The 25,097-nt window shown below is 46.2% G+C and carries 11 protein-coding genes; 4 read left to right on the plus strand and 7 right to left on the minus strand.

Going from position 1 to position 25,097, the window contains the following annotated elements; translation table 11 throughout:
* The first annotated feature begins 92 nt into the window (after positions 1-92).
* A complete protein-coding gene (locus IEY46_RS22590) occupies positions 93-1,604 on the plus strand; it encodes an ADP-ribosylglycohydrolase family protein (protein WP_188995260.1) in 1,512 nt (503 codons plus the stop codon).
* Between the two features lie 697 nt (positions 1,605-2,301).
* The gene (locus tag IEY46_RS22595) at positions 2,302-3,471 is read left to right on the plus strand and encodes an IS3 family transposase (protein ID WP_229750471.1); all 1,170 of its coding nucleotides are present in this window, start codon (positions 2,302-2,304) and stop codon (positions 3,469-3,471) included.
* 102 nt (positions 3,472-3,573) lie between these two features.
* Here IEY46_RS22595 and IEY46_RS22600 read toward each other — a convergent pair whose 3' ends face one another.
* The 6 genes from IEY46_RS22600 to IEY46_RS22625 all read right to left on the minus strand — a co-directional run bounded on the left by IEY46_RS22600 (position 3,574) and on the right by IEY46_RS22625 (position 10,871).
* On the minus strand, positions 3,574-3,843 hold the full coding sequence (locus IEY46_RS22600; RefSeq protein ID WP_188995261.1) for a hypothetical protein: 270 nt from the start codon (positions 3,841-3,843) through the stop codon (positions 3,574-3,576).
* A gap of 431 nt (positions 3,844-4,274) precedes the next feature.
* Positions 4,275-4,703 (minus strand): DUF6984 family protein, encoded by a 429-nt coding sequence (locus IEY46_RS22605; protein ID WP_188995262.1) that lies wholly within the window; start codon positions 4,701-4,703, stop codon positions 4,275-4,277.
* A 386-nt stretch (positions 4,704-5,089) separates the two neighbouring features.
* Entirely contained in the window at positions 5,090-7,360 is a 2,271-nt protein-coding gene (locus tag IEY46_RS22610; protein WP_188995263.1) for an AraC family transcriptional regulator, read from the minus strand.
* A gap of 60 nt (positions 7,361-7,420) precedes the next feature.
* Positions 7,421-8,284: a carbohydrate ABC transporter permease gene (locus IEY46_RS22615; protein WP_188995264.1), complete on the minus strand. Its 864-nt coding sequence runs from the start codon at positions 8,282-8,284 to the stop codon at positions 7,421-7,423.
* Positions 8,278-9,219: an ABC transporter permease gene (locus IEY46_RS22620; RefSeq protein ID WP_188995265.1), complete on the minus strand. Its 942-nt coding sequence runs from the start codon at positions 9,217-9,219 to the stop codon at positions 8,278-8,280. Before IEY46_RS22620 ends, IEY46_RS22615 begins: the two co-directional genes overlap by 7 nt.
* 35 nt (positions 9,220-9,254) lie before the next feature.
* Positions 9,255-10,871, minus strand: a complete 1,617-nt coding sequence (locus IEY46_RS22625; RefSeq protein WP_188995266.1) for an extracellular solute-binding protein — start codon at positions 10,869-10,871, stop codon at positions 9,255-9,257.
* Between the two features lie 796 nt (positions 10,872-11,667).
* Between IEY46_RS22625 and IEY46_RS22630 the strand changes: the two genes are divergently transcribed.
* Together IEY46_RS22630 and IEY46_RS22635 are read left to right on the plus strand one after the other, a co-directional pair.
* Entirely contained in the window at positions 11,668-14,124 is a 2,457-nt protein-coding gene (locus IEY46_RS22630) for an NHL repeat-containing protein (protein ID WP_188995268.1), read from the plus strand.
* Positions 14,125-14,397: 273 nt separating this feature from the next.
* Positions 14,398-16,854, plus strand: a complete 2,457-nt coding sequence (locus IEY46_RS22635) for an NHL repeat-containing protein (RefSeq protein ID WP_188995271.1) — start codon at positions 14,398-14,400, stop codon at positions 16,852-16,854.
* Between the two features lie 386 nt (positions 16,855-17,240).
* On the opposite strand, the gene IEY46_RS22640 is transcribed toward IEY46_RS22635, so the two are convergent.
* Complete coding sequence (locus IEY46_RS22640; protein WP_188995273.1) at positions 17,241-25,067, minus strand: S-layer homology domain-containing protein; 7,827 nt, start codon at positions 25,065-25,067, stop codon at positions 17,241-17,243.
* Positions 25,068-25,097 lie beyond the last annotated feature (30 nt).

The raw sequence follows: 25,097 nt of genomic DNA on the forward strand, positions 1-25,097 counted from the left end.
GACGAAAATATCGATATTTCCAGAGGAAACGCCGGTGCTATAATCGGATGGAACGATTTTACTGAACGTTTTTTGCAGAGAGGATGACAGGCATGATATTGAACGAAACGGATTACCGGAACAAGGTGCTCGGCTGTTGGATGGGGAAAAATATCGGCGGAACGCTCGGCGCTCCTTTTGAATTCAAGCGGCAGTTCAACCGCGTTTCATTCTACACGCAGCAGCTCGACGGCAGCCCTGTGCCCAACGACGATCTTGATATTCAGCTGCTGTGGTTGATCGCTCTCGAAGAGAAGGGCATCGACGTGGACGCGCGGCTGCTCGGCGAATATTGGCTCCACTACGTCACACCCCACTGGGCCGAATACGGTATCGCCAAGGTGAATATGCGGGCGGGACTGATGCCTCCTCTGAGCGGGACCGCAGGCAATGTGTTCAAACATAGCAACGGCGCATTTATCCGCTCCGAGATATGGGCGTGCATCGCTCCGGGCAATCCCGGTCTGGCCGCACGATACGCTTACGAGGATGCCATCATCGATCACGGCAACGGGGAGGGCGTATATGCGGAAGTGTTCTGCGCCGCTCTTGAGAGCGCCGCTTTCGTCGAGCGGAATATCGATACTCTGATCTCGGTCGGCTTGTCCTACATCCCGGACAACTGCGGCGTCGCGCTCGCGATCCGGCAAGCGATCCATTCCTTCCGCCAGGGCCTGACATGGGAAGAAGCCCGGGACGAGCTGCTGCGCCATCACCGGGGCAAATACGCCGTCTGGGCGGGCATTTCCCCTGAGGATGAGGAGAAAGGGTTCAAGGATGGCGTGCCGGGCTGGGATGCGCCTTCCAACCTGGGGATTGTCATTCTCGGCCTACTCTACGGGGAAGGCGATTTCGACAAGACGCTCTGTACGGCGGTCAATTGCGGGGAAGATACGGACTGCACGGCCGCGACCCTGGGATCGTTGCTGGGCATCCTGTACGGCCTGGAGGCGATTCCCGAACGCTGGATCGAGCCGATCGGCACCGGCATCAAGACCGCCTGTCTGAACCTCGGGGAGCTGGGGGTTTACGGCGATCAGCTGCCTGCCGATATCCATCAATTGACGGATCGGGTCACGGCCGTCGCCAAGCGTGTGATGCCCGGCAAACCGAGCCCGCTTACTCTGTCGGCGGACGAACCGACACAGCTTTCGGATCTGCAGGCGGCATCGCTTCATGACAACGGCGAGTTCCTATCGATCTACGAGCGGTCAGCGGGAACCGCATTCCGGTTCGATTTCTTCGAAATTATCGTGGATTATGGCGAAGAAGGAGCTGTCATCCAGGCGGGAGTACCGAAGACGATTCGTCTGGTCGTCCGCAACCATTATAAAATATCGGATATTCTCAACATCCGCTGGTACGGTCCCGAGGGATTCACGCTGTCGCCGGCGGGGACGACGAAGCTGTTCTCCGTCATCTATCCCGACACGACCCGGGGCATTTCGTTCGAGTTGTCGCTGGCCTGCCCGCATGGCACGAACCGCTTCGTTATCGAGCTGACCCTGGACGGGCGGAATACCGTCATGCTGGTTCCTGTCGTTCTTTTGGGGAATTACCGGTAGTTTGATTGCTTCGGTCAGCAGCAATTCAACTTCGCCAGCTCCTTTGAAATTGTAGTGCTCTTGGACAAAATCTAAAATGAACGAGAAGTTGATAAGTTGATGGATTCGAATAAGCAAATGATCTTAAAGAACCGAATTACCGTGATAAATAAATTGAAACGTAAAAATAGAAGCTGATGATCGCTCACCAGCTTCTTTACATTTTTTGTAACCCAACTTCTTGTCATACTCGGCAATATCCTGCTACTTGCCGCAGATGTCGCTTATTGCAGCAGAATGTCCCTTTCTGAAGTGACTCAAAGATTAGGGAGGGTATTACATCCATATTGATAACATATTGTACAGAACAAACGATGGTTAAGTTTGATTTAACTTAGCCGCCCGATTGGTTCAGCACTGGGTGAGGTTTACAAAAAGAAAAAACCACATGGAGTTGTTGAACTGTAACCCGTAAGATGGACACTTAAAAAAAGTAACCTCTTGCGGGTTTTTGTGTTTTAATCATACTATCGAGAAAATACGGGGAATGAACATCATGAGAAAAATCAGAACAGGATTTACTGAAGCAGAGATCAGATTGTTGGAGTCCAATCCGAACGTAAGCCGCATCTCAGGGAGGAATATCTCGTATGCTCCAGGTTTTAAACTTGCTGCCGTGCAATCTAACCAAGCGGGAGAGCCGCCAATGTAGATTTTCTTGAAAGCAGGCTTTAGTATTGAACTCGTCGATCAGAGAACACCTACGGAAAGCCTCTATCGCTGGAGGGAGACCTATGCTAAGTATGGTGAGGATGGCTTGCTAGAAGAGCGCAGAGGCATTGGAAGCACAGGCAAACGATCAAAGAGAGAAGCGTCAGCAGAAGAGAAACTGAAGCAAGCAGAAGCTCGGATTAAACTTCTCGAAGCGGAGAACGAGCTCCTAAAAAAGCTAGAAGCGCTCGAAAGGCGAAGCAGTAAGGAGTTGAAGCCTTCCGAGCGCTTCCAGCTCATTAATCAGACGATTCGTAAGCATGACTTACGACGTTTAACACGTTACCTATGTCAAATAGCCGAAGTAAGTGCGAGCGGCTATTACCGTTGGTGCGGCGCTGAAGAAATGCGTCAATTGCGCGATACAGCCGATCAATCCGACTTCCACCTGATAAAGGAGCATTTTGAAGCGTTAAACGGGAAAGCAGGCGCACTGGTTATCAAAATGAGGCTAGAGAAATGTAATGGCATTGTCATGAATCATAAAAAGATTCGTCGTATCATGCGCAAGTTTGGGTTAGTAGCTACGATCCGGCAAGCCAATCCCTATCGCAAGATGGCTAAAGCTACGCAAGAACATCGTACCTGTCCTACTGTTCTGGAGCGCAAGTTTGATCAAGGCGAACCAGAGAAGGTCTTCCTTACAGACATCACCTACATTCGATATGGCAACGGTCAGTGGGCATATCTTTCTTGTGTGAAGGACGGTGCTACGAAGCAGATTCTGGCACACTATCTATCTTCAACGTTGGAGCTATCCTTGGTTGAACGGACAATAGCTCGCCTACTCAAACGATTGGATGGAAATATTCATCCCGATGCCATCTTCCATTCTGACCAGGGTATGCACTACACGCACCCGAAAACCCGCCTCCTTATCGCCGAAGCTGGGTTTAAGCAGTCGATGTCTCGTAAAGGGAACTGCTGGGATAATGCGTCCATGGAGACATTCTTTGGTCATATGAAGGATGAGCTTGACTACAAGGACAGTAAATCTCTTAAAGAGCTGCGTCTACGGGTCAATGAGTATGTGATCCACTACAATTCCGAACGCTATCAGTGGACACTAAAAAAGATGACTCCTGATGAATTCAGAAGTCATCTCCTAGCTGCTTAAAGCTTCAATACCGTTTTTAACATTGTCCATAAATGAGGTTACAGTTCATTGTTACACTCGCATGTGATTTTTCGCATAGAAATTATTAGCACCCTTACTCTATCAGGGATATGGACGCGGTGTTAAATCCTTACTCTTATTCCACCACTGAGAATCTTCACCATAGTAGATAATGTATGCCCAATCCTGTGGTGTTTCAAGATTCAGGAAATCCTCATCTTCATCAATTGGACTTGAGTATTTACCCCACAATCTATTCATTCTACCTATCGCTTCATCTTCAGCTATTTTGAACTCATTTATCATTGCTTCTTTAATTAGTTCACAAATATTATAAGAATCTTGTTTGGAAATAAATCGGTATTCACTCAATGCTTTGATCCCCCTTCCGAATTATTATTTTACAGTGATATAAGTAGTGAGTACACGTCCCGCATTTATAGTATCTGCTAGCTGTTGATTATGAATAGATAACTGGAAACCAGTTGTTGGTACTTGTATGTTTTCATTCGATCCAAATAATCATATGTGTATTCCACAAAGCCGTTATCGGGATATGTGATTTTACTCAACTTACCGTAAAGATCATAGTCATAATTCATGACAATTGCAGCAGCAGCACTATTGCAAGCAAGGTCGTATGCATCAAGTAACTGTCTCTTGAACTTTCCACTCATCAGAATGCCTTTTCATATGGGTTTGCCAGCCTGTTATGAAGTGACAAGGCTATAGCTTGGGCGTTGAAAGAGACACAGAGTACCTAAAGAAACCACATGGAGTATATCACATGTGGTTGCATAAAATTATTGAATGTTAACCAAAACTTCCGTGTTTGATAAATCAATATTACCAATAATTGGGGTTGAGTCAGCTCTTAATACTTCTAATTCGTTAATATATCCATTTACTACGTGTAATAAAATCATTATCGGGGCTTTCCCTGATTCGTATACTGTCATTTCAACAGGAATCCGTTCAGGATATGGGTAACTTTGTGCAACCGATTCTATTTTTATATTTATTGACTTACAACCACACATACACTCCCCTATCACTTTAGAATGCATTAATTGTTTCTGTAATATTTCCCTATCAGTTAACGTGTGGTCCAAAAGCCGTTCTAACCATTCTTTTTCAACAGTTGATAACTCTCTTGGTTTATTATACCAAGATTGAAGATGTGTATATGCCATAACAGTCAACCTTTCCTCACTTTGGAATGTATGTTCCAATATTTATTGTCCCTTCTCCACGGTTATAAACCCTGTATTCAACAAGCTGAGCGCCCCCAACTGAAAGAGTGAATCAATCGCGAGCCGTTAGAATCGAGAGGCTCCCGGCGTTTACCGAAAGGAGTGATCGTGCATCATCGCTAATAGGAGCACCGTATTTCTCAGAAGGAATCGTTTCATTATTTTCTCTGTTTGAGCAGCCGCTAAAGAACACGCAGATGAGGATTACGAGTAGGATTATTAATCTTGAACGTGCCTGCCTATTTCTGTTCCAGGGCTTATGGCCGAATATTCAGTGCGAACCAGTACATGTCCAGCTGGCAGCTCGGGTTTGCTCAACTCGGTAATTAGAATCTCTCCATGTTGCGCAGCTATCGCTTTCATCTTTATTTCATCCCTAAAGTTACGTCACTATGCTTTCTATATTCACTTGGGGAAATCCCATAATATTTCTTAAATGTGGTTGTGAACGTGGACGCATTCTGATATCCCGTTTTTTCTCCGACTTCAGCAATCGATGCATTTGTATCTCTAAGCAATTCTCTTGCATGCGATAATCTCACTTTATTGAGATATTCGACATAATTAATGCCAAACGTCTTTTTAAAATAGTTTGAAAAATATTTCGGCGACGTTTCCAGCACTTCTGCGATATCATCCAAATATAAATTTTCCATATAGTGCAATTCAATATATTGCGAGACGAATGCCGGATTTAATTTATTTTTAAACTCAGGTTTATTTTGATTTCCGATATACTTCGTCACCACTATGAGCGCATTTTCAACATCTCTATAGCTAAGAGCGTCTTCTATCTTCTGGAAAAAGTTGATTTCAAGCTTATATAATTCATTGTTTACGTTAGCTGATCCTCCCGCATGTCTGAGCATGTAAAAAAACATGGTTTTAGCGATATGGACCAGCTGGTGATGGTGGATATTCCGCTCGGCGTTTTCCTGCATAATTTCTTTAATCATATGAATAGCTTCTGTTATTTTCCGATTCAATATATAATTCGCAAGCTTCTCCATGTGCTCAAATGGATAGTAAATATCCCATTTAAACTGGATGTCTTCAACATCGATCACATTGACATCGTCATTGACATTCCGATACATCCTGCCATTCATAACATCCCAGTAGGCACGTTTAAAATTATCAATTTCCGAGGTGTACACTTTGCTTATACAAACCCATACTGAAAATCCCAGCAGCTCTTCGCTTTCTGAAAGTGTTACGGAGGAACGCAAACGTTTAATAAGCTTTTCTCTAACGCTTACTTGTTCCAATCCCATGACTACTAGAAACTGCAAATTTTTCACATGAAACACGTTCGCATCAAGCTTGTCACGCTTAAAAGCGCGCTGAATCATTTCGACAATTTCTTCAACCGTTAAAGAAAGACTTTGTTCATTATCTATTTGATTTAATTGTAGAGCAGCCATAACAAAACATTTGTGGCGAAAAAAATCGGGGTAGTAGTGCTGCATTTGAATGCTATGTTCCTTCGTGTGGGCATATTCATCCAAGGCTTGGAGAAAAACCCCTCTACGCAGCTCTGATTCAACAAAGGACAGCTGATTTTTATATGATTCATTGTCCATTTGAATCTTCACGATCCCACTGTGAATTTTACGAAAGTCATTGCCATTGCTATTTCCGCCGCCAAGCAGCCGGAGAATATTCTTGACTGGGTTATTTAAATAAATACTGAGAAAAAAGGATAAAACGATCGCACTGATTATAGCAGTCAGCATGATCCTATAATTGGCTGTGGCAACAGAATCAATATTCTGGAATTGGTAGGGTACCTTGTCGATATAAATAAAACCGTTATATTCCGACTTATAGAAGTTGTATTCGTAATCTTCGCGAGTTAAAGACGCTTCCTGAGAGGCATTGAAATAAACGTCATTCAAAACCTCCATTAGATCTAAGGTCTCCTCCGTACTGTGAATAATATTGCGATCTTGATCAAGGACAATCAAAGATGCACCCGGTATCATCGATTTTTGATTCACATGCTTCATTAATTTCTCAACATTCATGAGAATCATTACGTTCTTATTGGACAGCCGTGCCTTATTTCCATCAACAACGACCAACAGTTTTTTATTCCAAACTTGCTGATTAAACTCCGATGAAATCCTGAAGGTTTCTGCCGGGAAGATTTTAAAGGAGTGCTTGCTGAGCAAATAAGCTTTCCAATAATCGGCATTATATAACTGATGTTTATATAGGTTGTTGAAAAAAAAGGGGAAGCTACTCGTTCCTTTTGAGGTAATTGCCAAATTCGCGTTGTCGTAATAGACGAGGACTTCCTCAATATAATCGAGAGAAGAAACCAGGGTGGAGAGATTTTCCACTAAATCGTAGACCTTGCTCATGTCGGTAAGGTCATCCTCAGGAAATACTAAATTATCGTATGGTGGCAGGCCATGAATCGAATAAATCAAGTTATTTACCGATTTGAAGCTGTTATCAAAAGATTGTACAATCGATTTAACGACAAGGTTATTATTTTGACTGACTTTTTCATAGATTCCAGAGATCGAGTTTTTATAGACATAATAAGTAGACCCAAACATGATAGAGATGACTAACATCAACGAAAAAAATATTTGCAATAAACCTAGATTAGTAAACATACGTTTCATCCGGTTAGTCATCTCCTTGTTCATCATGATAGGTGACCAACTCAAGCAATGGCTGGATCCTTATCCCTTCTCGGACCCCAGCATCACACCCTTGGCAAAATATTTCTGCGCAAACGGGTAAATCATCAATACGGGAATCATCGACAGAACAATCGTCGCGTTCTTCATTGCCTGAGGTGCCAATGCAGCTGAATCGACAAGGCTGGAGCCATTGCCCTCGTTAAATATTAGCATGCCTCTTAAGACTACCTGCAACGGATACAAGGTTTGATCTGTTAAATAAATCATCGGAAGAAAGAAGCTATTCCAATGGCCGACAAAGTAAAACAGGCCAATGGAGGCAAGCGCCGGCTTGGAAAGCGGAATCACCATATTAAATAAGATTCGGTATTCGGATGCACCATCAATGAGTGCAGCTTCGCGAATTTGTTTGGACACGCTTTCATAAAAACTAATTAGAATAATTAATTCAAAGGTCCAAATCGCATTGGGGATAACCAAAGCCCACACGCTGTCTAAGAGTCCAAGCTTCTGTACAATAAGGAAATTGGGGATAATGCCTGGCTGAAGAAACATAGTCACGACAATGGCAGGCATCCATATTTTACGACCGAAAAAATTTCTTTGCGACAATGGATAAGCAGCAATAGAGGTGAACAATAGATTGATAAATGTACCCAAAACAGTGTAATAAACAGTATTTAGATAGGCCCTTGGGATTTTATTATCCAATAAAACCTCTTTATATGCTTCAATATTAAACCCTTTTGGAAATAGAAACACTTTTCCTTGAACAATATAGGATGTATCGCTAAATGATACCGCTGTAATATAGACTATCGGATAAACGGTTGCAAGGGCAATACCTATTAAAAATAAATAGTTTATCATATCAAAAAAAGATAATTTGCGTATCCCTACCATATTCCTCCGCCCCCAAGCCTTTTGCTTATCGAATTAGCTCCGATTAACATCACCATGGCGACTACAGCTTCAAACATGCCTACTGCTGCTCCGTAGCTATAATTCGATTCGAGCAAGCCTTTCCGGTACACAAAGGTGGAAAAGACATCCGCTACATCATAAGTCATCGCATTGTAAAGAAGTAATACCTTCTCGTAACCGATACGAATCATCGATCCTGTTTTTAGAATGAAGATGATAAGGATGGTAGGCAGAATGCCTGGAAGTGTAATATGACGCATCATTTGGAATCTGCTGCATCCATCCACCTTGGCTGCCTCATATAGAGTTGGACTAATACTGGCAATAGCTGCTAAGAATATAATGGCTTCATAGCCCATACTGGACCAGATGTCAGAAATAACATAAATGGGTCGAAACCAATCGGGATCAATCAGAAAGTACTTTTTCTCAAATCCGAGAAGAGATATGAACTGGTTAATCAAACCGTTATTCGGTGAAAGAAAGTCGATAATCATACTGCTGATAATAACAACAGACAAAAACGTTGGTAGATAGCTAGCTGTTTGTATAATTTTTTTAAACCAGTGTACCCTGATTTCATTGAGCATAATCGCTAATATAATCGGAAAGGGAAACCCGAAAACCAAAGAAAAAAATCCAAGCAATAGTGTATTTTTGAATAGCATAAAGAAATCCTGACTCAAAAAAAAGCGATTAAAATGCTTCAGCCCTACCCATGGACTATCTATAATCCCTGTGAATACACTGTAGTCTTTAAAGGCAATAATCAGACCATACAGGGGTCCATAACGAAAAATGATATAGAATAGTATGCAAGGAATGAAGAGAATCAATAGTTGTTTGTCCCGTTTCATGTGCTTGATCATTGCTTTTACTCCTATCTTAGATAAGGACACTCGGATGGGAATCATCCGAGTAGCCTTACCACTATTATGTTATCGTAAAACTATTGGACCGTATCAAAGCGTTCTTGAGCCACATTGAATATTTCCGCTAATTTGCTGGCACCGAGTTTATCAGCATTCTTTAGCCATGCCTCCCACTGTTGGTCCCCGTAAGTCTTGTCAAGTACAAATTTCGTATTAAACTCTTCTGCAGCTTTCTGAAGCGATGTTTGGAGCTCCGCAATTGTTGCCGTTTCTGCATCCGTAAAATTCAAAACCGGGTCCAAGGGCTCGAATTTTTTTGCTGAAAGAATTTTGTCCTGTGCCTCTTGTTCCTTCTCAGTATAGTTATAGTACACACTGCGTCTGTCAGGGTTTAGGTACATGCCTTCCAGCCATAGCCCATAACGATCTTCCAATACTTTAATATCAACTAAAGGTACATCCTCCAATTCAGGATAAACCGGTTTGCCGTTTGCGTCGAAATTGAATGTTTCTCCCTCGACACCTAATGTAACTAATGCAGCACCAGAAGGACTGGTAAGGTAATCAAGCAGCTTCAATGCGGCTTCTTTATTTTCATTGTTCGCTACTGTAATGCTCCAGTTTGCATCAATTTTCGGCAGTGTTCTGATATTACCTGTCGGCCCCACGGGATTAGCGTAGCGCAGGTTGAAATCAGGAATTTGTGATTTCACTTGATTGTAGAATAAATCCAAGCGGCCGATCCAGTCGAATGTGACAAAGGCTTTATCCGTTGTCATCTTGGAAGTCCATGAATCGGGTGTGTCCGTTAAAAATTCAGGATCAATCAAGCCTTCGTTATAAAGTTTTTTCATGAAAGTCAACATTTCTTTGTTCTCAGGTTGAGTGGGTGCAAATTTCCATGTTTTTGTGGTTTCGTCATAATACATAGGATAATCCAATCCACCGATTCCCCATCCATAAGCAATGTCTTTAAAAATATTGGCTTTACGACTGGAAGCGAACGGATAAGAAGCCGGGTAAATCTCTTTTAATTTTTTAAGAGCTTGATAAAATCCATCTGTATCCGTCCATTCAGGGATATTGTTTTTTTCGAAAATGTCTTTTCTATACAAAAATCCATGATTTACATCACGATTCATATTGTAAATGGGCCAAGAATACATCTTTCCATTCTCATCGCCAAATGACTTCACAACCCAATCATTTTGTTCAATATACAATTTTTTGAAATTTGGAAGGATATCCAAGTAATCATTGATTGCGACTACTGCTTTTTGTTGCCCCAACTTTTTCAATTCCGAAGGCGTAATACCATGGAAAATATCGGGAAGCTTCCCTGAAGCCATGGTTACTCTTAACTTGTCCTGGAATGTCGCTGATGGAGTTGTTATTATATTAAGTGTAATCCCTGTACGTTTTTCAATTTCTTTGGCAATCAATTTGTCGTTCGCTGGATTTTCGCTTACCAGCATCCAGTTGATTGTTGTAGGCTTATCTACCAATGGAAGCTTTAATCCACCAGTGTCACCATACTTATTAGTAAGATCTTCTGTTGCAGCAGGTTTATCGCTTGGTGCATCTGTGTTTGTTGTTGTGTTTGTTGCATTTTCGTTTGTTTTCCCGCTGCAAGCGGCTAAGATGGTGATAACTAATGACAGAATTAATGTAATTCTAAAAAAACTTCTCGACATTTTTTTCCCTCCCAATTATTTAACTTTTTCAACATATCTAATCCACTACAATACCGAACCTGCTAACCTCTCTTTCTAAGTTTCTAAATTCTCACTTTCAGATGACGCACCTGACAGTTCACATTCTATTTGCCCATTTCATGTTTGTAAATAAAGCGTTTTCACCATTATAATTAAAGCCATATTCAATCTGTAATATTCTTAAAAAAACCAATCATATCAAGGGTTTCAGTGGTGTAGAAAATGATAAATAGGTAGATAATGATCAATTTCTCTTTTGCCCGGAATCATACTCTTTATCAGCATAAACATGCTATGATTATTTATTATCTATTTCCATAATATAACGGATCAAGAAATGAAACTGTCTTTCTGGGTCGAATTTCTGCACAGACTCCTCTGGCTTTTCAACTCTCCTTGTAGACTGATGCTGCGGCAAACTTCCAGCCCTCAACCGCCGATTTTCGCATCTTGTTCAATTTCTACACGAACGAAGTCCTTCTGTTACAGTAAAATCCACAATCGATAGTACCCCGATGCGGAAAATTGTAATGCTTACGAAAATGCATTCTTGAATATATAACCCGCAGGAATATAATCTTGTCTGTAGCCTTTCATCAAACTTTCCAGTGAAAGGCAGATAAACTCAGAAATGAAAGCGCATACGTTTCTAGAAATAACCAAAGGAGGGTTTGCATTATCATTTAATGAACTGGGTCAAGCACTACACTCAAAAAAAGGAGCATGCACCAGATTTGTAGTAGAACGTTATACCAAATTGGATCGGAGGTTATTTATGAAACGAATAAGAGTAGTGTTTAAGACCGTATCGGTCAGTGTAACTTTGTTTATATTAGCGATGGTATTCCCCCATTTCCAGGCGGCTGCAGCCGATTTGCTTGTTCCGAACTACAGCTTCGAATTCGGGTTAAGCTCCTGGACCCAAAAGTACGGCTCGGGTGGTATTAGCGTTTCCAGCGATGAGGCTTTCACAGAAAGCAACAGCCTGAAAATCGTTGACGGCAACAGTTCAGGGCCCTATGGAATTGAGAGCGACTACATGCCGGCTACGGCGGGAACAACCTATGTGACATTCGCGAGAGCATATATTAAATCAGGCTCCGCAGATCTATATTTAAGATTCTGGAATAGCTCGAAGACTTATCTGAGTACAACCTACGTAAGCAAAAGCACCCCCGTGGACGAATGGACCTACCTGAAGGCGTCGGGGGAAGCGCCTGCCGGCACCGCGTACGTGACTGCATTATTGTACTCAAGTGGAGCCAACGTTGGTACCGTTTACTGGGATGATGTTTTCATTACCAAATCACTGATGAAAGTGGGCACGCAAGTTACAAGCGCTTCCATTCATTCTGCGATATTCGGCAAGGACGGTTCTAATAACGATGTGATCTATGCCGTAGTGGACGGAGCTACCGGAGTCAATGCTCGATTGGCAGTGATCAATGTAAATAACTTAGTCGCGACAACCTATACTCTTCCAGGTGCAGGAGGAGGTTGGGCAATCACTCGAGCTACTGACGGCAAAATATATGTAGGCACGTATAACGGGGGGAAGCTGTTCCAATATACACCGGGAGCCTCCAGCGTAGTCGACCTCGGTCAGGCAGGCGGACAATCGTTTCTGTGGAGCGTTGCCCCGGGCGCATCGGGTTCTGTCTATATGGGGTCTTTCCCGAATGCTAAACTTATGAAGTATACTCCTGGATCCGGTTTTTCGCAGCTCGGTCCAAGTCCTCTGGTCACCGGAGAAAGCTATGTTCGCAGCGTAGCTTATGATCCAACGAATAACAACGTCTTCGCAGGAATTGGGGCACATGCCCATCTGATTAAATATAACGTCGCTACAGGAATTCGAACCAATGTATTGCCTTCTAGCTATATGTCAGAGGAATTTGTAAATAATCTTGATATAGAGGGCGGAAAATTGTTCGCCAGGCTGCTACCCAGCTTCAAAACAATCGTCTTTGATCTGACTGGCGGGAGCGTGACCCAAGAAGCAGAGATTGACCGAGTCACCTCCAATATTATGTCGAAGGCGCAAGGTGGGATTTCTTACTTCAGCAAAGACAATGTGCTTTACACCTATGATTACGCCAGCAAAACCACAACCTCGCTTGGTGTTCCTTTTCCGAATACTCATGATTTCGGATTCATTCAGTTGGCGGATCAAACCAATTATCCCGGCGTAACATTGATGGGGATCGCCAACAAAATGGGCAACATTAGTGTTACCAAATATAACTTTCAAACTGGCTTGAATACCTCCAATTATGTTACTGGTATTCCGGAATCGCCGTCCACTCTCCAGAACATCGTTAAGAGCCCGGACAATAAAATATATACTAGCGGGTTCCTTACCGGAGGGACCGGTATCTATACATCCATGCGCTCGGATCAGATCGATATCGAACGTGGAATAGGGCAAGCAGAAGGCATGACGACTCTCAATGGAAAAATCTACTACGGAGTATATCCTTCTGCGGAGATCTTCGAACAAGATCCTTCCCTGCCGTGGTCCATGGGGACGAGTCCGGTCAAGCTGTTCGATCTGGAGGGTGATGATCAGGATCGTCCCGTCAGTTTGATCAGCGCGAACGAAAAATTGTTTATTGGGACAGTACCATTGTACGGCAAGCTCGGCGGTGCGCTCACCATTTATGATCCTTCGACAGGCGTTCATACGGTAAAGCGGAATCTCGTCAACAATCAGAGCATTATCTCGCTTGCATATAAAGATGGCTATATCTACGGTGGCTCTTCCATCTCGGGTGGACTTGGAATAGCGCCATCCGAGACCAGCGCGAAACTATTGAAATACAATGTCGCTCTGGGGACATCGACAACAATCAGTCTTCCTGTTTCAGGACTGGCCGCCATTACTTCAATGATGGTCGGCCCAGACAACAACATTTGGATGATGGCGGAGGGCTACTTGTTTATTTACAATCCTTCCACGGGCACATTTGTATATAACAGCAACTTATTTCCTTCTGTGTCTTATGCACCTTCCGCCTCATCTACCGTAATTGCGGATGCAACTTTGATTCTTGGCAAAGACGGTTATGTTTACGGGGTAATCAAGGGAACCTACTTCTTCAAAATCCATCCTACGACTAAAGTCGTCACTACGATTGAAAGCACAGCGAACGGCAAGGTCAGACTAATAGAAGACGAATTCCGGAATTTATATTACATCGGTGGAACGGATATTTTCCGTTATGCATTTTAGTTTCAAGGAATCGTAAGTTGAACTACTTACGATCCTTTCCCGCGGAATCTTCGGTCTACACGCATCGAAGGCCAAAATTTGCTTCGAAGACGTGAAGGTGGATCTGCTGCCGTAGTAAGGAGACTCCTGTACGCGTTCGAAGTTGAAACAAATGGTACTGACACGGCACGTCTGGCAGGTTACTAGGACACATCGGACGGTCGCTATCCGGAAAATAATTATACCGGAGTATCAAGGAATCACATTGTTGAAACTAAATGGAGGTGTTTTTTTATGAACCGAGTAAAAGGGATCGCAAAGACATTGACCGCAAGCTTATTATGTAGTTTGTTTGCCACATTGGTCTGGATCACCCCCGCGTTTGCGGCTGATTTATTAATACCCAACTACAGCTTCGAGTCCGGAACGACCTCATGGACGCAAAAGTACGGAACTGGCGGCATTTCCTCTTCCACAACTCAAACGTATACCGGTACTAAAAGTCTTAAAATTGTCGATACAACAAGCTCGGACGCCGTTGGAACCGAAAGCGATTACCTTCCGGCGCTGGCTGGAACCACATATGTTTCCTATGCTAGGGCCTACATCGATAGCGGGGCTGCTGATCTATACGTGAGATTTTGGAACAGTTCTAAATCCTATCTGGGCGCTGCTTACTCAACGAAGAGCACACCGGTAAGCGATTGGACCTATTTGAAGACGACGGGTGTAGCGCCGGCAGGCACTGCCTATGTAACGGTACTTCTTTATTCAGGTGGGGCGAACGTTGGAACTACTTATTGGGACGATGTATTTGTTACTAAATCGCTTATGAACGTCGGGACACAAATCACCAGCTCATCCATCCATTCGGCAACTTTCGGCAAAGATGGATCCAATAACGATACGATCTATGCTGTAGTGGACGGGGCTACGGGAATTGACGCCCGGTTGGCTTCAATCAATGTGGATACATTAAGCACCTCCACCTATGCCCTTTCTGGTGCGGCAGGAGGTTGGGCAGTCACTAAAGCAACAGATGGAAAAATATACGCGGGTACCTACAATAACGGTAAATTGTTTCAATATACCCCCGGCGCATCAAGCGTTGTCGACCTGGGGCAAGCAGGAGGTCAACCCTTCCTGTGGTCTCTGGCTCCTGGTCCATCTGGATCTGTTTTCATTGGTTCCTTTCCAAACTCGAAACTTATGAAATATACTCCCGAATCAGGCTTTACGCAGCTTGGCTCCAGTCCATTAGTCGGCAGCGAGCAGTACGTCAGAAGCGTTGCATATGATCCGACAAATAACATCGTTTATGCAGGTGTTGGCTCACATGCGCATCTAATCAAATATAACGTCTCGACCGGCGTGAGCACGAGTGTATTGCCAGCTAGCTATTCTTCCGAGCAGTTTGTATACAATCTGGACATCGAAGGTGGAAAGCTGTTTGCACGAGTGTTGCCTAGTTACAAAACGATCGTGTTCGATATAACGGGAGGGGTTGTCACGAAAGAAGCAGAGATTGACAAGGTAACGTCCTCCCTTGTGTCAGAGGTGTCTGGAGGACTTGTGTACTTTGTCAAGGATAACGTGCTGCATACTTACAATATTGCTTCCAAGACCTACACCTCCCTCGGAGTGTCGTTTCTGAATGCACAAGATTTTAAACTCATACAATTGGCGGATCAAACGAACTACCCGGGATATACACTGGTGGGAATTGCGAATAACTTGGGCAAAATTCAAGTTGCCAAATATAATATTCAAAACGGAACCGTTACCAACGCCTACGTGTCAGGAGTATCGGCTACTCCAACAATCCTTCAGAATCTGGTTAAGGGACCGGACAATAAGATTTATACGGGCGGATTCCTCACTGGCGGTACAGGAATATATACTTCCATGCGTTCAGACGAAATCACGATAGAGCGCGGAGTCGGGCAATCAGAGAGTATGGCATTCTTAAATGGGAAGCTATATACCGGGGTTTATCCCGAAGCATTCATATACGAGTATGATCCTGCTAATCCTTGGTCGATTGGTAGCAACCCGGTCAAGTTATTTGATCTCAAGGCAGACAAGCAAGATCGTCCTGGCACCATGGTAAGCGCGGAAGGGAAATTATTCATTGGCTCCGTGCCTTCCTACGGGGAGCTTGGAGGAGCGCTCACGATTTACGATCCATCAACCGGCACGTATACAGTCAATCGCAACATTGTCTATCATCAGAGTATTATAGCGCTTGCTTATAAAAGCGGATATATTTACGGTGGGACATCAATCTCAGGGGGGCTAGGCGTGGCTCCATCAGAGACTAGCGCGAAACTATTGAAGTATAACATTTCTACCGGAACATCCACGGCGATCAATCTTCCTGTATCCGGACTTGCCGCGATTACCGCCGTTACGGTAGGACCTGACAATAACATCTGGATGATGGCTGAAGGGTATTTATTCATCTATAACCCTACGACAGGAACATTTGTCTACAATAGCAACATTTTCCCGACTGTTACTTATGGGCCTACCGCATCTTCGGGCATCGTTCTTGATGCTTCGTTAGTAAACGGCAAGGATGGGTATGTGTACGGAGTGATCAAGGGAACTTATTTCTTTAAAATCCACCCTACAACAAAGGCGGTAACCACAATAGAGAGCACGGCCAACTCCAAAGTCCGTCTAATTGAAGACGAGTTTCGAAATCTCTACTACATTAGTGGGACTGATATATTCCGTTATGCGTTTTAATAGGACTAGTTGCTGACCTGAGTATCTCTTTTTATACAGTGATTATGGCGGCGCACAGAAGATTCTCTCTGCGCCGCTGCTCTGATCTTAGCGAATGCAAATCAATTCGGAAATCCTTCAAATTGGGCACTCTTCGCATATTTCATTCATATCATCAAGAGCCCTTTTAATAGCGGACAAAAATAAGTTCTATTCATTTTGACAGCTCCCCAACACCTTTACCTGAGACCATGCATACCATCCACCAATACGCCGTTCTAAAACAAACATTGTTTTTTGACTATTCAATTTCATCCCGCTTTCCTTATTTTAGAATATTAACATATTTATGTGGGTCATATTTATAAAAACGCCCCCTGCCACACAAGGGCAAGGGGCTTCATGGACTACCAGCGGAGATTGCTGCACAGCTTCGCTTTTATGGACGCTTCCGCTTTTGCACCGCTTTTCTTAAACAACTCTTTAATCTTTTTTTGGAAATTGTCTTCGTTGCCCTTTACTGCCGATTTGCTGGGTTTGAGCAGATCAACACGGTAGGGGCCGGCTTCCACTCTCGCAATAGGTCCGTCGGTTCGGCAATTGGTATCGAAGTCAATACCCAGCTTGTAACCCGCCTGCAAATTTCCGATTCCGGCCGTCAGCTTCCCCATCGCCTCCAGGGAGAGCTCATTCTTGGCAATATCCTCAAATGGAGAGACTTCAATTCCAACCCCTACGCCAAATCCGGTGTCCCCGCATGACGAAACACCCTCTTCGGTAATGCATAACTTACCGCCAATCCCGACAACGGCGTATACAGATGCACCCACACATAATTGTCCGCAAGGGTCACGGAACATAATCGGGTTGTTATTGACATAGGTATACAAATTCGTCTGGCCGCTTTCGATAAGTACCGGATCCCGTGCCGTCCAACGGCCCGAAGCCGGGTCATAGTCACGGAAGCCAAAACGCGTCAATCCCGTATCCCGATCCTCCAAGCCGCCGGCATAACCAAGCAGCAGCTCAAACTCGGGGTTGGAATCGGATTGCAAGCTACCAAAGCTGTCATAATGCAGCTCCTTCACGACAGCACCATTATCATCCAACACCAGCTTCGGGGTACCCACAGCATCAGTTACGACATAGTACCGCTCCCCGCCACGCTCCAGCGCGATGAGCAATCCCATCTCATTATAGGAATACATCGTAACCTGGCCGCTCGGATCAACCGATGCTGTCATCAGCTGCAGGGATTCGGGATTTCCGTACAAATACTGATACTTCCGCCCTGCGCTGTCTTCCTTGGCCACCCTTCTGCTGAGACCGTCATACGTATACTTGAAGGTATTATTCGTCAAAGTATCCAAATAAGTTGCTCTTGTAACGGTTGGGTCGTAGGTGACATCGGTAACGGAAAGATTATTCGTGAAGGTGTTCCCCGCACTTGTCACCGTCGCTTCCAACAGCTCGCCGCGAACGCCGTAGGTGAACGTATCGGAACCCCGCTGCTTAAGGAAGCCATCCTCATCGAAGGTGTATGCAAGTGTCCCCACACGCTCCAATACATCGTGCTCCCCGTAGCTGCTGATCACTTCCCCGGCTCCGTTAAGCTGACTTGTTACCCGGTTCTTATTCGCATCATAGCTGTATGATTCTGTAAAGGCATTGCCTCCTGGCCCGATCCGCGTCGTGCTTTTCAACTGTCCATCCAGATCGTATTCGTAATGAGTGGTCTCCCTGCCATTGGTCGAATCGACAGCAACGTCCGTTACGAAGTCTCTCTTATCATACTTGTAGGCCGCCTTGTATACTTGACTTCCCTTCAGCATATAGGTGACGCTGTCTATTTTGCCATACCGGTCGTAATCCACCTGAATGTCCAGCTTGCCGTCACTCATGGAATCGACTGCCTTCAACGGACCGCCGCGATTAAATTGAAAAGCTCCGAATTGAGTCAGGTTGTCATCGTTATCATATTGGAAAGGCGTGTTATATACCGCTTCACCAACCGTCATCGCCATATGGGTCATGTTGAAGAAATCGTCGTATGCGTAGCTGAACGAAGCATTCGCTTTCCCTGTCAGCGTCATCGTATGGATGCTTTCCCCTTCGTATCCATATTCAATCTTTTGTTGTCTGGAACTGTCCTGCTGCATCACGCTTTCGATCGTTTTGGCAGCCTCCGATTGACCCAAGTACGTAAACGTACGCTGAATATCGGCATCATTGATGCCAACAGGCCGCTTACCTTCTGCCGGCTCCAGCACATGATCAATGACACGACCGCTTCGCAGCGTGGTCTTTGTCAGGTTGCCGCTGTTGTCATGCTCTGGTGCGTACCAGAGCGCAGACGAACTCGGAGCGAAACCTTCGAATTGACCCAGCTTGTTGAATTGCTGCGCGTATTTCGCACCATTTGGCATCGTCAGCTCCGTTAAATTTCCAAGGCTGTCATATCCTTTACGATACATTTTGCTGCCTGGAGTGGTGATGGAGGTCATGCGTCCTGCAGCGTCATAATCGTATTTCTTCACGTTGCCGAAAGCGTCTGTCTCCTGCTCGATCAAATTTTGAGCGTTATACGTATAGCTGATAAATTTCTCCCCTTGTTGGACCCGCTCCATCCGGCCGATCGAATCGTAAAAGGTTTCAATAGGGAAAAGATCGGTTTCCGGCCAAGCCACCTTGCTAACCCTGTCTTTTTCATCCAGATAGGTTTCGGTCTTGGTGCCTTCAGCCGTTGTTTCCGTAAATTTATGGCCTGCCCGATCGTATTGGATGGTGGAAACATCGCCGTTAAGCGTATGCCTGACCATGTACGACACCAACTCATTGTTATTATCCGTCACAGCAGACCGTTCTTCTTTGAATTTACTTTCTTTGCCGTCAGGCGAGGTGTAGATTAACTCCGCAACAAACGGCGTATTCTTTCCCATACGCGGGTCTGTCCCGAATTTTTTACGAACCTTGGTGCCGTCTGGCAGTAATGCCGTTTCGCTCTGCTCACCGATCTTCTCCGTCACCGTCTTGTACCCATTGGGGTCTGTCAGCGTATGAATCGTTTTGCCTTTGGCAATCACGGTCTCATACGTTGTTGTGCGGCTGCTCGGATCCGTAAAGATCACGCTATAGCCTTGGTTGATGAATGTTTTTTCCAGGGTTTTGATTCCACCCTCCGGATTGATCGCCTTCACGAGCCTCCCACTGGCATCGTAAGCGTACTGGCTAACGCCTTGCTCCGGATCCATGTATTCTGTGAGCATTCCGTCCTCGTACTTCATTCGATACGTTTCCCCTGCGGGGTTCGTAATGGAGGTAAGCTCGCCGCTGCTATCTACCTCGAGTATCGTCCGCTGCCCGCCTGGCGCCACGATCGCCGTCGGTTTCCCTTGCTCATCGCGTTCAATACGGGTCAAATTTCCACTCCGGTCGGATATCGACAGCAGGCGGCCTTCATCGTCATACGAGAATGCTTTCAGCACAGCACCGGAAAACGCACTTACATTTTGCATGATCCTCCCTGTTGCGAGATCAAAAGCATTCACCGACAACCCATCCTCCTCCGGGATTTCTGCTAGGTTGATTTTCGAGCTATCATGCCTGTAGATATTGTTATATTGGTTATAAATGAAGCTGCCGTTATAGTCTATCGCAGCCAATGACAGAGAAGCTTTGGACGCTGCATTTACATGATCGAGGTTTACTTCCTCCACAATGCCTTCCTTATTGACCTTATAAAGCAATAGTGATGATGACAAGATAGATGAATAAGCTTCGAACAACAGATTACCTTCACCATCCATGAACATCTTCTTCAAGTAAAATAATGCCTGGTTCGCATCCACACCGTGATCGATTACTTGCGGGGTATAAACATACGGTGTTTTCCCGGCTAACTTTGTTATTATACCATCGGGACTTATTTTCCTTATTCTTGAAGCATATTGCATACCGCCACCATAGCTGGCATAGCTGTTATCCCCAATGTAAACAGAACCATCAGAACCCGCCATGACCATAGTCGCGTTGCCAATCGTATCATTGGTGGCCCTGCCACTGTCTGCCCCATCTGTGCTCTCATCGCCCATCATGTGAATACGGCCGTCAGCGCTAATCCGGTAAAATATATTCTGCCGTGCAACCGGGTTGTGTGAAGTCAGATACAAGGTTCCGTCGCTTGCAGCAGCCATACTGAAGATATGATACAAATCCGATTCGACCGCCAGAGCCCCATCGATGATATCGCGGCTTGCACGGTTCCCCGTCCCCGCAAAAACATTCCAATGTGTCTCGTCAAATTTTTTCAGGTAAATCCGGTTAGTAGTTGGCGAGTATCGATACACATTCCCTATGGAGTCAGAACTTATTTCTCCGTATTGCTCACTCGGGAATTCGTCACTCTTTTGGAAGCTCCCATCATTATTTAACCGTGCAATAATTTGATGCCGCCTGCCGGTTTTCACTCCCCCTTCCGCTTTAAAATAGAACGAATTTCCAGGACCAGGGAAGATTGCATCATCCACTATAGGATAGTAGTCATCTCCAAGCCCGCTTAGATCCTTCTTGTTCAAACTTTTGTGAGACACTGTTTTCTTATTGCGGTCACCTTCATACATCACATTCTCTTCCATACTGAGCATATGATGCGCATCCAGACTCCAGCCTGCGACTCCCGCTTGTTCGAACGGATTGTTTGGACTCTCCAAAGAACCATACCAGACACGGGAGATGGGTATTTTCGTTGTTTCTCTTACCCCTCCGATGACCACTCCTGATCCGCTAAGCCGTCCAAAGCTTTGCTGGAAATCACTTGAAGCCGCATAATATTGAAGGTCGTAGTTGTTGGATACCGTTACTTTGTAGGGATGCTTACCGACCAGCTTTCTTGCGTAAACATCGATCCCATCCCATTGAAAGGTATGCGAAACATTGGGGGCAGGACTGAACGTTTTCCTAAATGATTTGCCCCCGATTTCGACCGTGACGCTCATCGAACGCAGCGAGCCTGGAATTGAATCTCCGCTGACCGGAATGGTTAGCTTCGATTTTTCCTTATAACCCGGAGTTCTCGTGCTGGTATAATTCAGGCTCATTCCCGTCCCTTCAATCGGGATCGCTTGACCTAAGCTCTGATTCTGACAGCCGATGATGGAGCCCGCTTGTTCACATGGATCCTCCTCCTCGTGTTCTCTGTTCGGCTCTTTGTCGATCGGAGGCTCGGCATCAGGCGGCGGACCGTAGGGCCAGTTGCAATCCCAAGGCGTGAAATGCTCAATCGGTACGCGCCACAAGCTTTGTCCTGCTGTGTACATACCGGCTAACTTCTGTCTTTCCTTATCCGAAAACCCTAACGCTGTCAGTTTCTCCGCGCTGTCAGCTTCACCGTCTCCGTCCAGATCGATGGAGGCAATTCCCCCGTCAACACTGAGAATGCGGATGACCTTCCCGTTATCCGACGCTACCCAGCGGCCTGCTTCACGGTCGTAATAGCCCATAGGCACGGCTTCACCGACCGGGAATCCGAGGTAATTCTCCACATAGTAATACAATTGTTGATTGAATCGAACCTCTGTCGCTCCCGCTTTCACAGCTTCATCAGCAGATAGTTCAACGGCATGCGTGTAGCCGACAAAATCCGGCAGGTCACCCGGCATGGCGTTCAGTCCGTTCTCTCCTACCGTGTATTCGGTAGCCCGGAGGTGAATTTCCGGCAGCGGCACGACCGACCCATCCGGCAGCTTCATCGTTGCAGACGTCCCTTCCGGAAAGAGCACCGAAGGCGTCCGGGTACCGTCTGCATCCGTTACCGGAGAGCCTTGTGCCACCTGAACGTTCTCTGCCGTGCTCAAGTCAACAAGGGTCACCTTCGTATCGTAAGCTTTCAGTACCACATCCGGCAGTGTCTCATATCTACCGGCTGTTGCCGTTACTTTACGCTGAACAGGCATATATCCGTCTTTGGTTAATTGCAGCGTCAGGCCGCCGCCGCCGTTTACGGCGAGATCGAACATTCCGTCTGTGCGGCTTCTCGTAGCACCCAGCTCGTTATGATCCAGAATACGAATCCCTACGCCTGCCAATGGCTGACCTGCCGCATCCAGTATCTTACCGCGAACAACGGACACGAGACTGTCTTCAATGGCTCCTTCAGCGACACCGGTTTGCAGCGGCTCATTTCCCGCATACAGAAACTTGACTGTGGAATGGAAGGTAGGCAGCGCCGTCGTTGGAATCCGGGTTGCGACGTCAACCGGGTCCGGCGTCCCGTTCGTGCCCTTCGGCGTGATCGTGATCGGTTCGGCCCGGGCCGAGCTCTCGCCAGCCGTATTAAAGGCAGATATAGTGAAGCTATAGGCAGTACCATTCCTCAAGCCTGTTACCTCAGTTTCGGTCACTCTGCCGAGCTTGGGTCCGTTGGTCCAGGTTGCACCGTTGTCTGCAGAATAGTAAATCTCGTATCCCGACAGATCGGTCTCGCTGTTCGCCATCCAGCTTAAAGTTACCAGCGTGTTAGCAGCCTTGCCTGTTAATCCGCGTGGTGCAGCCGGCGGCTTTCCCTCTGGAGGCGCTTGCGGGGTCGCAGTCACCCCGGCCGACTTCACCGACTCGTTGCCGGCAGCGTCAAACGCCGTTACCGCGAAGCGGTACGATACCCCATTCGTGAGTCCACCTACAGTATGGCTCGTCACGCTACCTCCCGCAATTTTCGTTCCAGCGTCCCATGTCGAGCCATTGTCTTCTGACACGTACACCTTATACCCCGCCAGGTCGCTCTCGCTGTTCGCCGCCCAGTTCAGCACCACCACGCTGTTACCAGCCGTGCCGGTCAGGCCTGCGGGTGCGGCCGGCGGTGTCGTGTCGCTGTTATCAGGCTGATTCGGATTCAATCCTGAGCCGCCGCCATTGCCTCCTGCTGCTGTTATGGGCCGGGCACCGTCAATCGATACCAAACCCATCTTCAGCGTTTGCCCTGCCCCTAATGAGGTATAGGTTTGAGCCGCATCATATTTATGGCATCCGCAGTCCGGTATCTGCGCCAACTCCGAATCCAGCAGAGACAATCCGGGAAATGCTGAACCGCCCGCTCCATAAATAGACGCCGGCCCCCCACCTTCTGCAAAGATCCGCGACAAGCCCGCATCCTCAACAAGCGTCAACCGGTACGTCTTCTCGGGCAGCACGCTCGCGCGGAACGTACCATCCATGCCCGTGACCGTATGAAACGTCGGATTGGACGTAAAGGAGAGGAAAATGCCTGCCGCCGGCTTGCCGTCTGCTCTCAGCACGGTGCCTTCAATCTGTGCGGCTTTCTGGGCCGTTAGTTCCAAATCCGTTCGTCCTTTCTGGAAATCGATAGACTGGTAGCCTGCGAACCCCTCCTTCACGATATGCACATCATAATCTCCGTATGGGATCGAAGCCGTCCAAACACCCTGCTCATTCGTACGTCCCCACATCAGATACATCCGCTTCCCTTTCTCATGAATAAACACATCGGCCTGCGCCAGCATCGACCCGTCCGATTGATTGGCCTTGATCGTCAGAGCCGCTGATTCCGCCTTGCCTCCTGTTGGTTCTCCTGCGTCTGCAAGCTTCTTGGCACGATGCAGAATAACGGCCGCTTCCGCCCTTGTTATGCTTTTCTGCCCCTGAAAGGTATTATCCTCATAACCCTGCAGCACACCGGCTTCAACCAGAGCAGCAACAGCCGGCCGGGCCCAATCCGGAATCGAGCTCTGGTCCTTAAAGGACAAGGCTCCCGCTGCTGTCAGCTGCACAACCCGATTCAGCATCACCGCTGACTCTTGGCGGCTCACAGCAGCGTGAGGTCTGAACATACCTGATTCGTTTCCTTGCACAATCCCGAGCCGGGATGCGCGGCGGACATCATCGGCAAACCACTCGTTCCCGACGTCCTGGAAGGTCGGTGCTTGCTCATCCTGCAGCTTCATTGAAGTCGATTGCACGAACCGAAGCAGCATAACGGTGATTTCCGCCCGCGTAACACTGCTTTCCGCCCGAAAAGCACCGTCCTCATAGCCTTTTATAACGCCAAGTCTTGTCATCTCGGCAATCGGTTCTATCGCCCATTCCGGTATAAGCTCCTCCGGCTTCAGTTTGTTTAAGCCGACATCACTTGCCCCAGCCTGCCCCACACCGAATGCCAGCTGAGCAAATAAGGACAGGATGAGCAGCAAGGAACTCAACCTTCTCGCTAACAACATATCCATAACATTTGAACCTCACTTCTATTATAAATT

Source organism: Paenibacillus nasutitermitis (genome assembly GCF_014641075.1).
In the GTDB taxonomy this organism is placed as follows: Bacteria; Bacillota; Bacilli; order Paenibacillales; family Paenibacillaceae; genus Paenibacillus_Z; species Paenibacillus_Z nasutitermitis.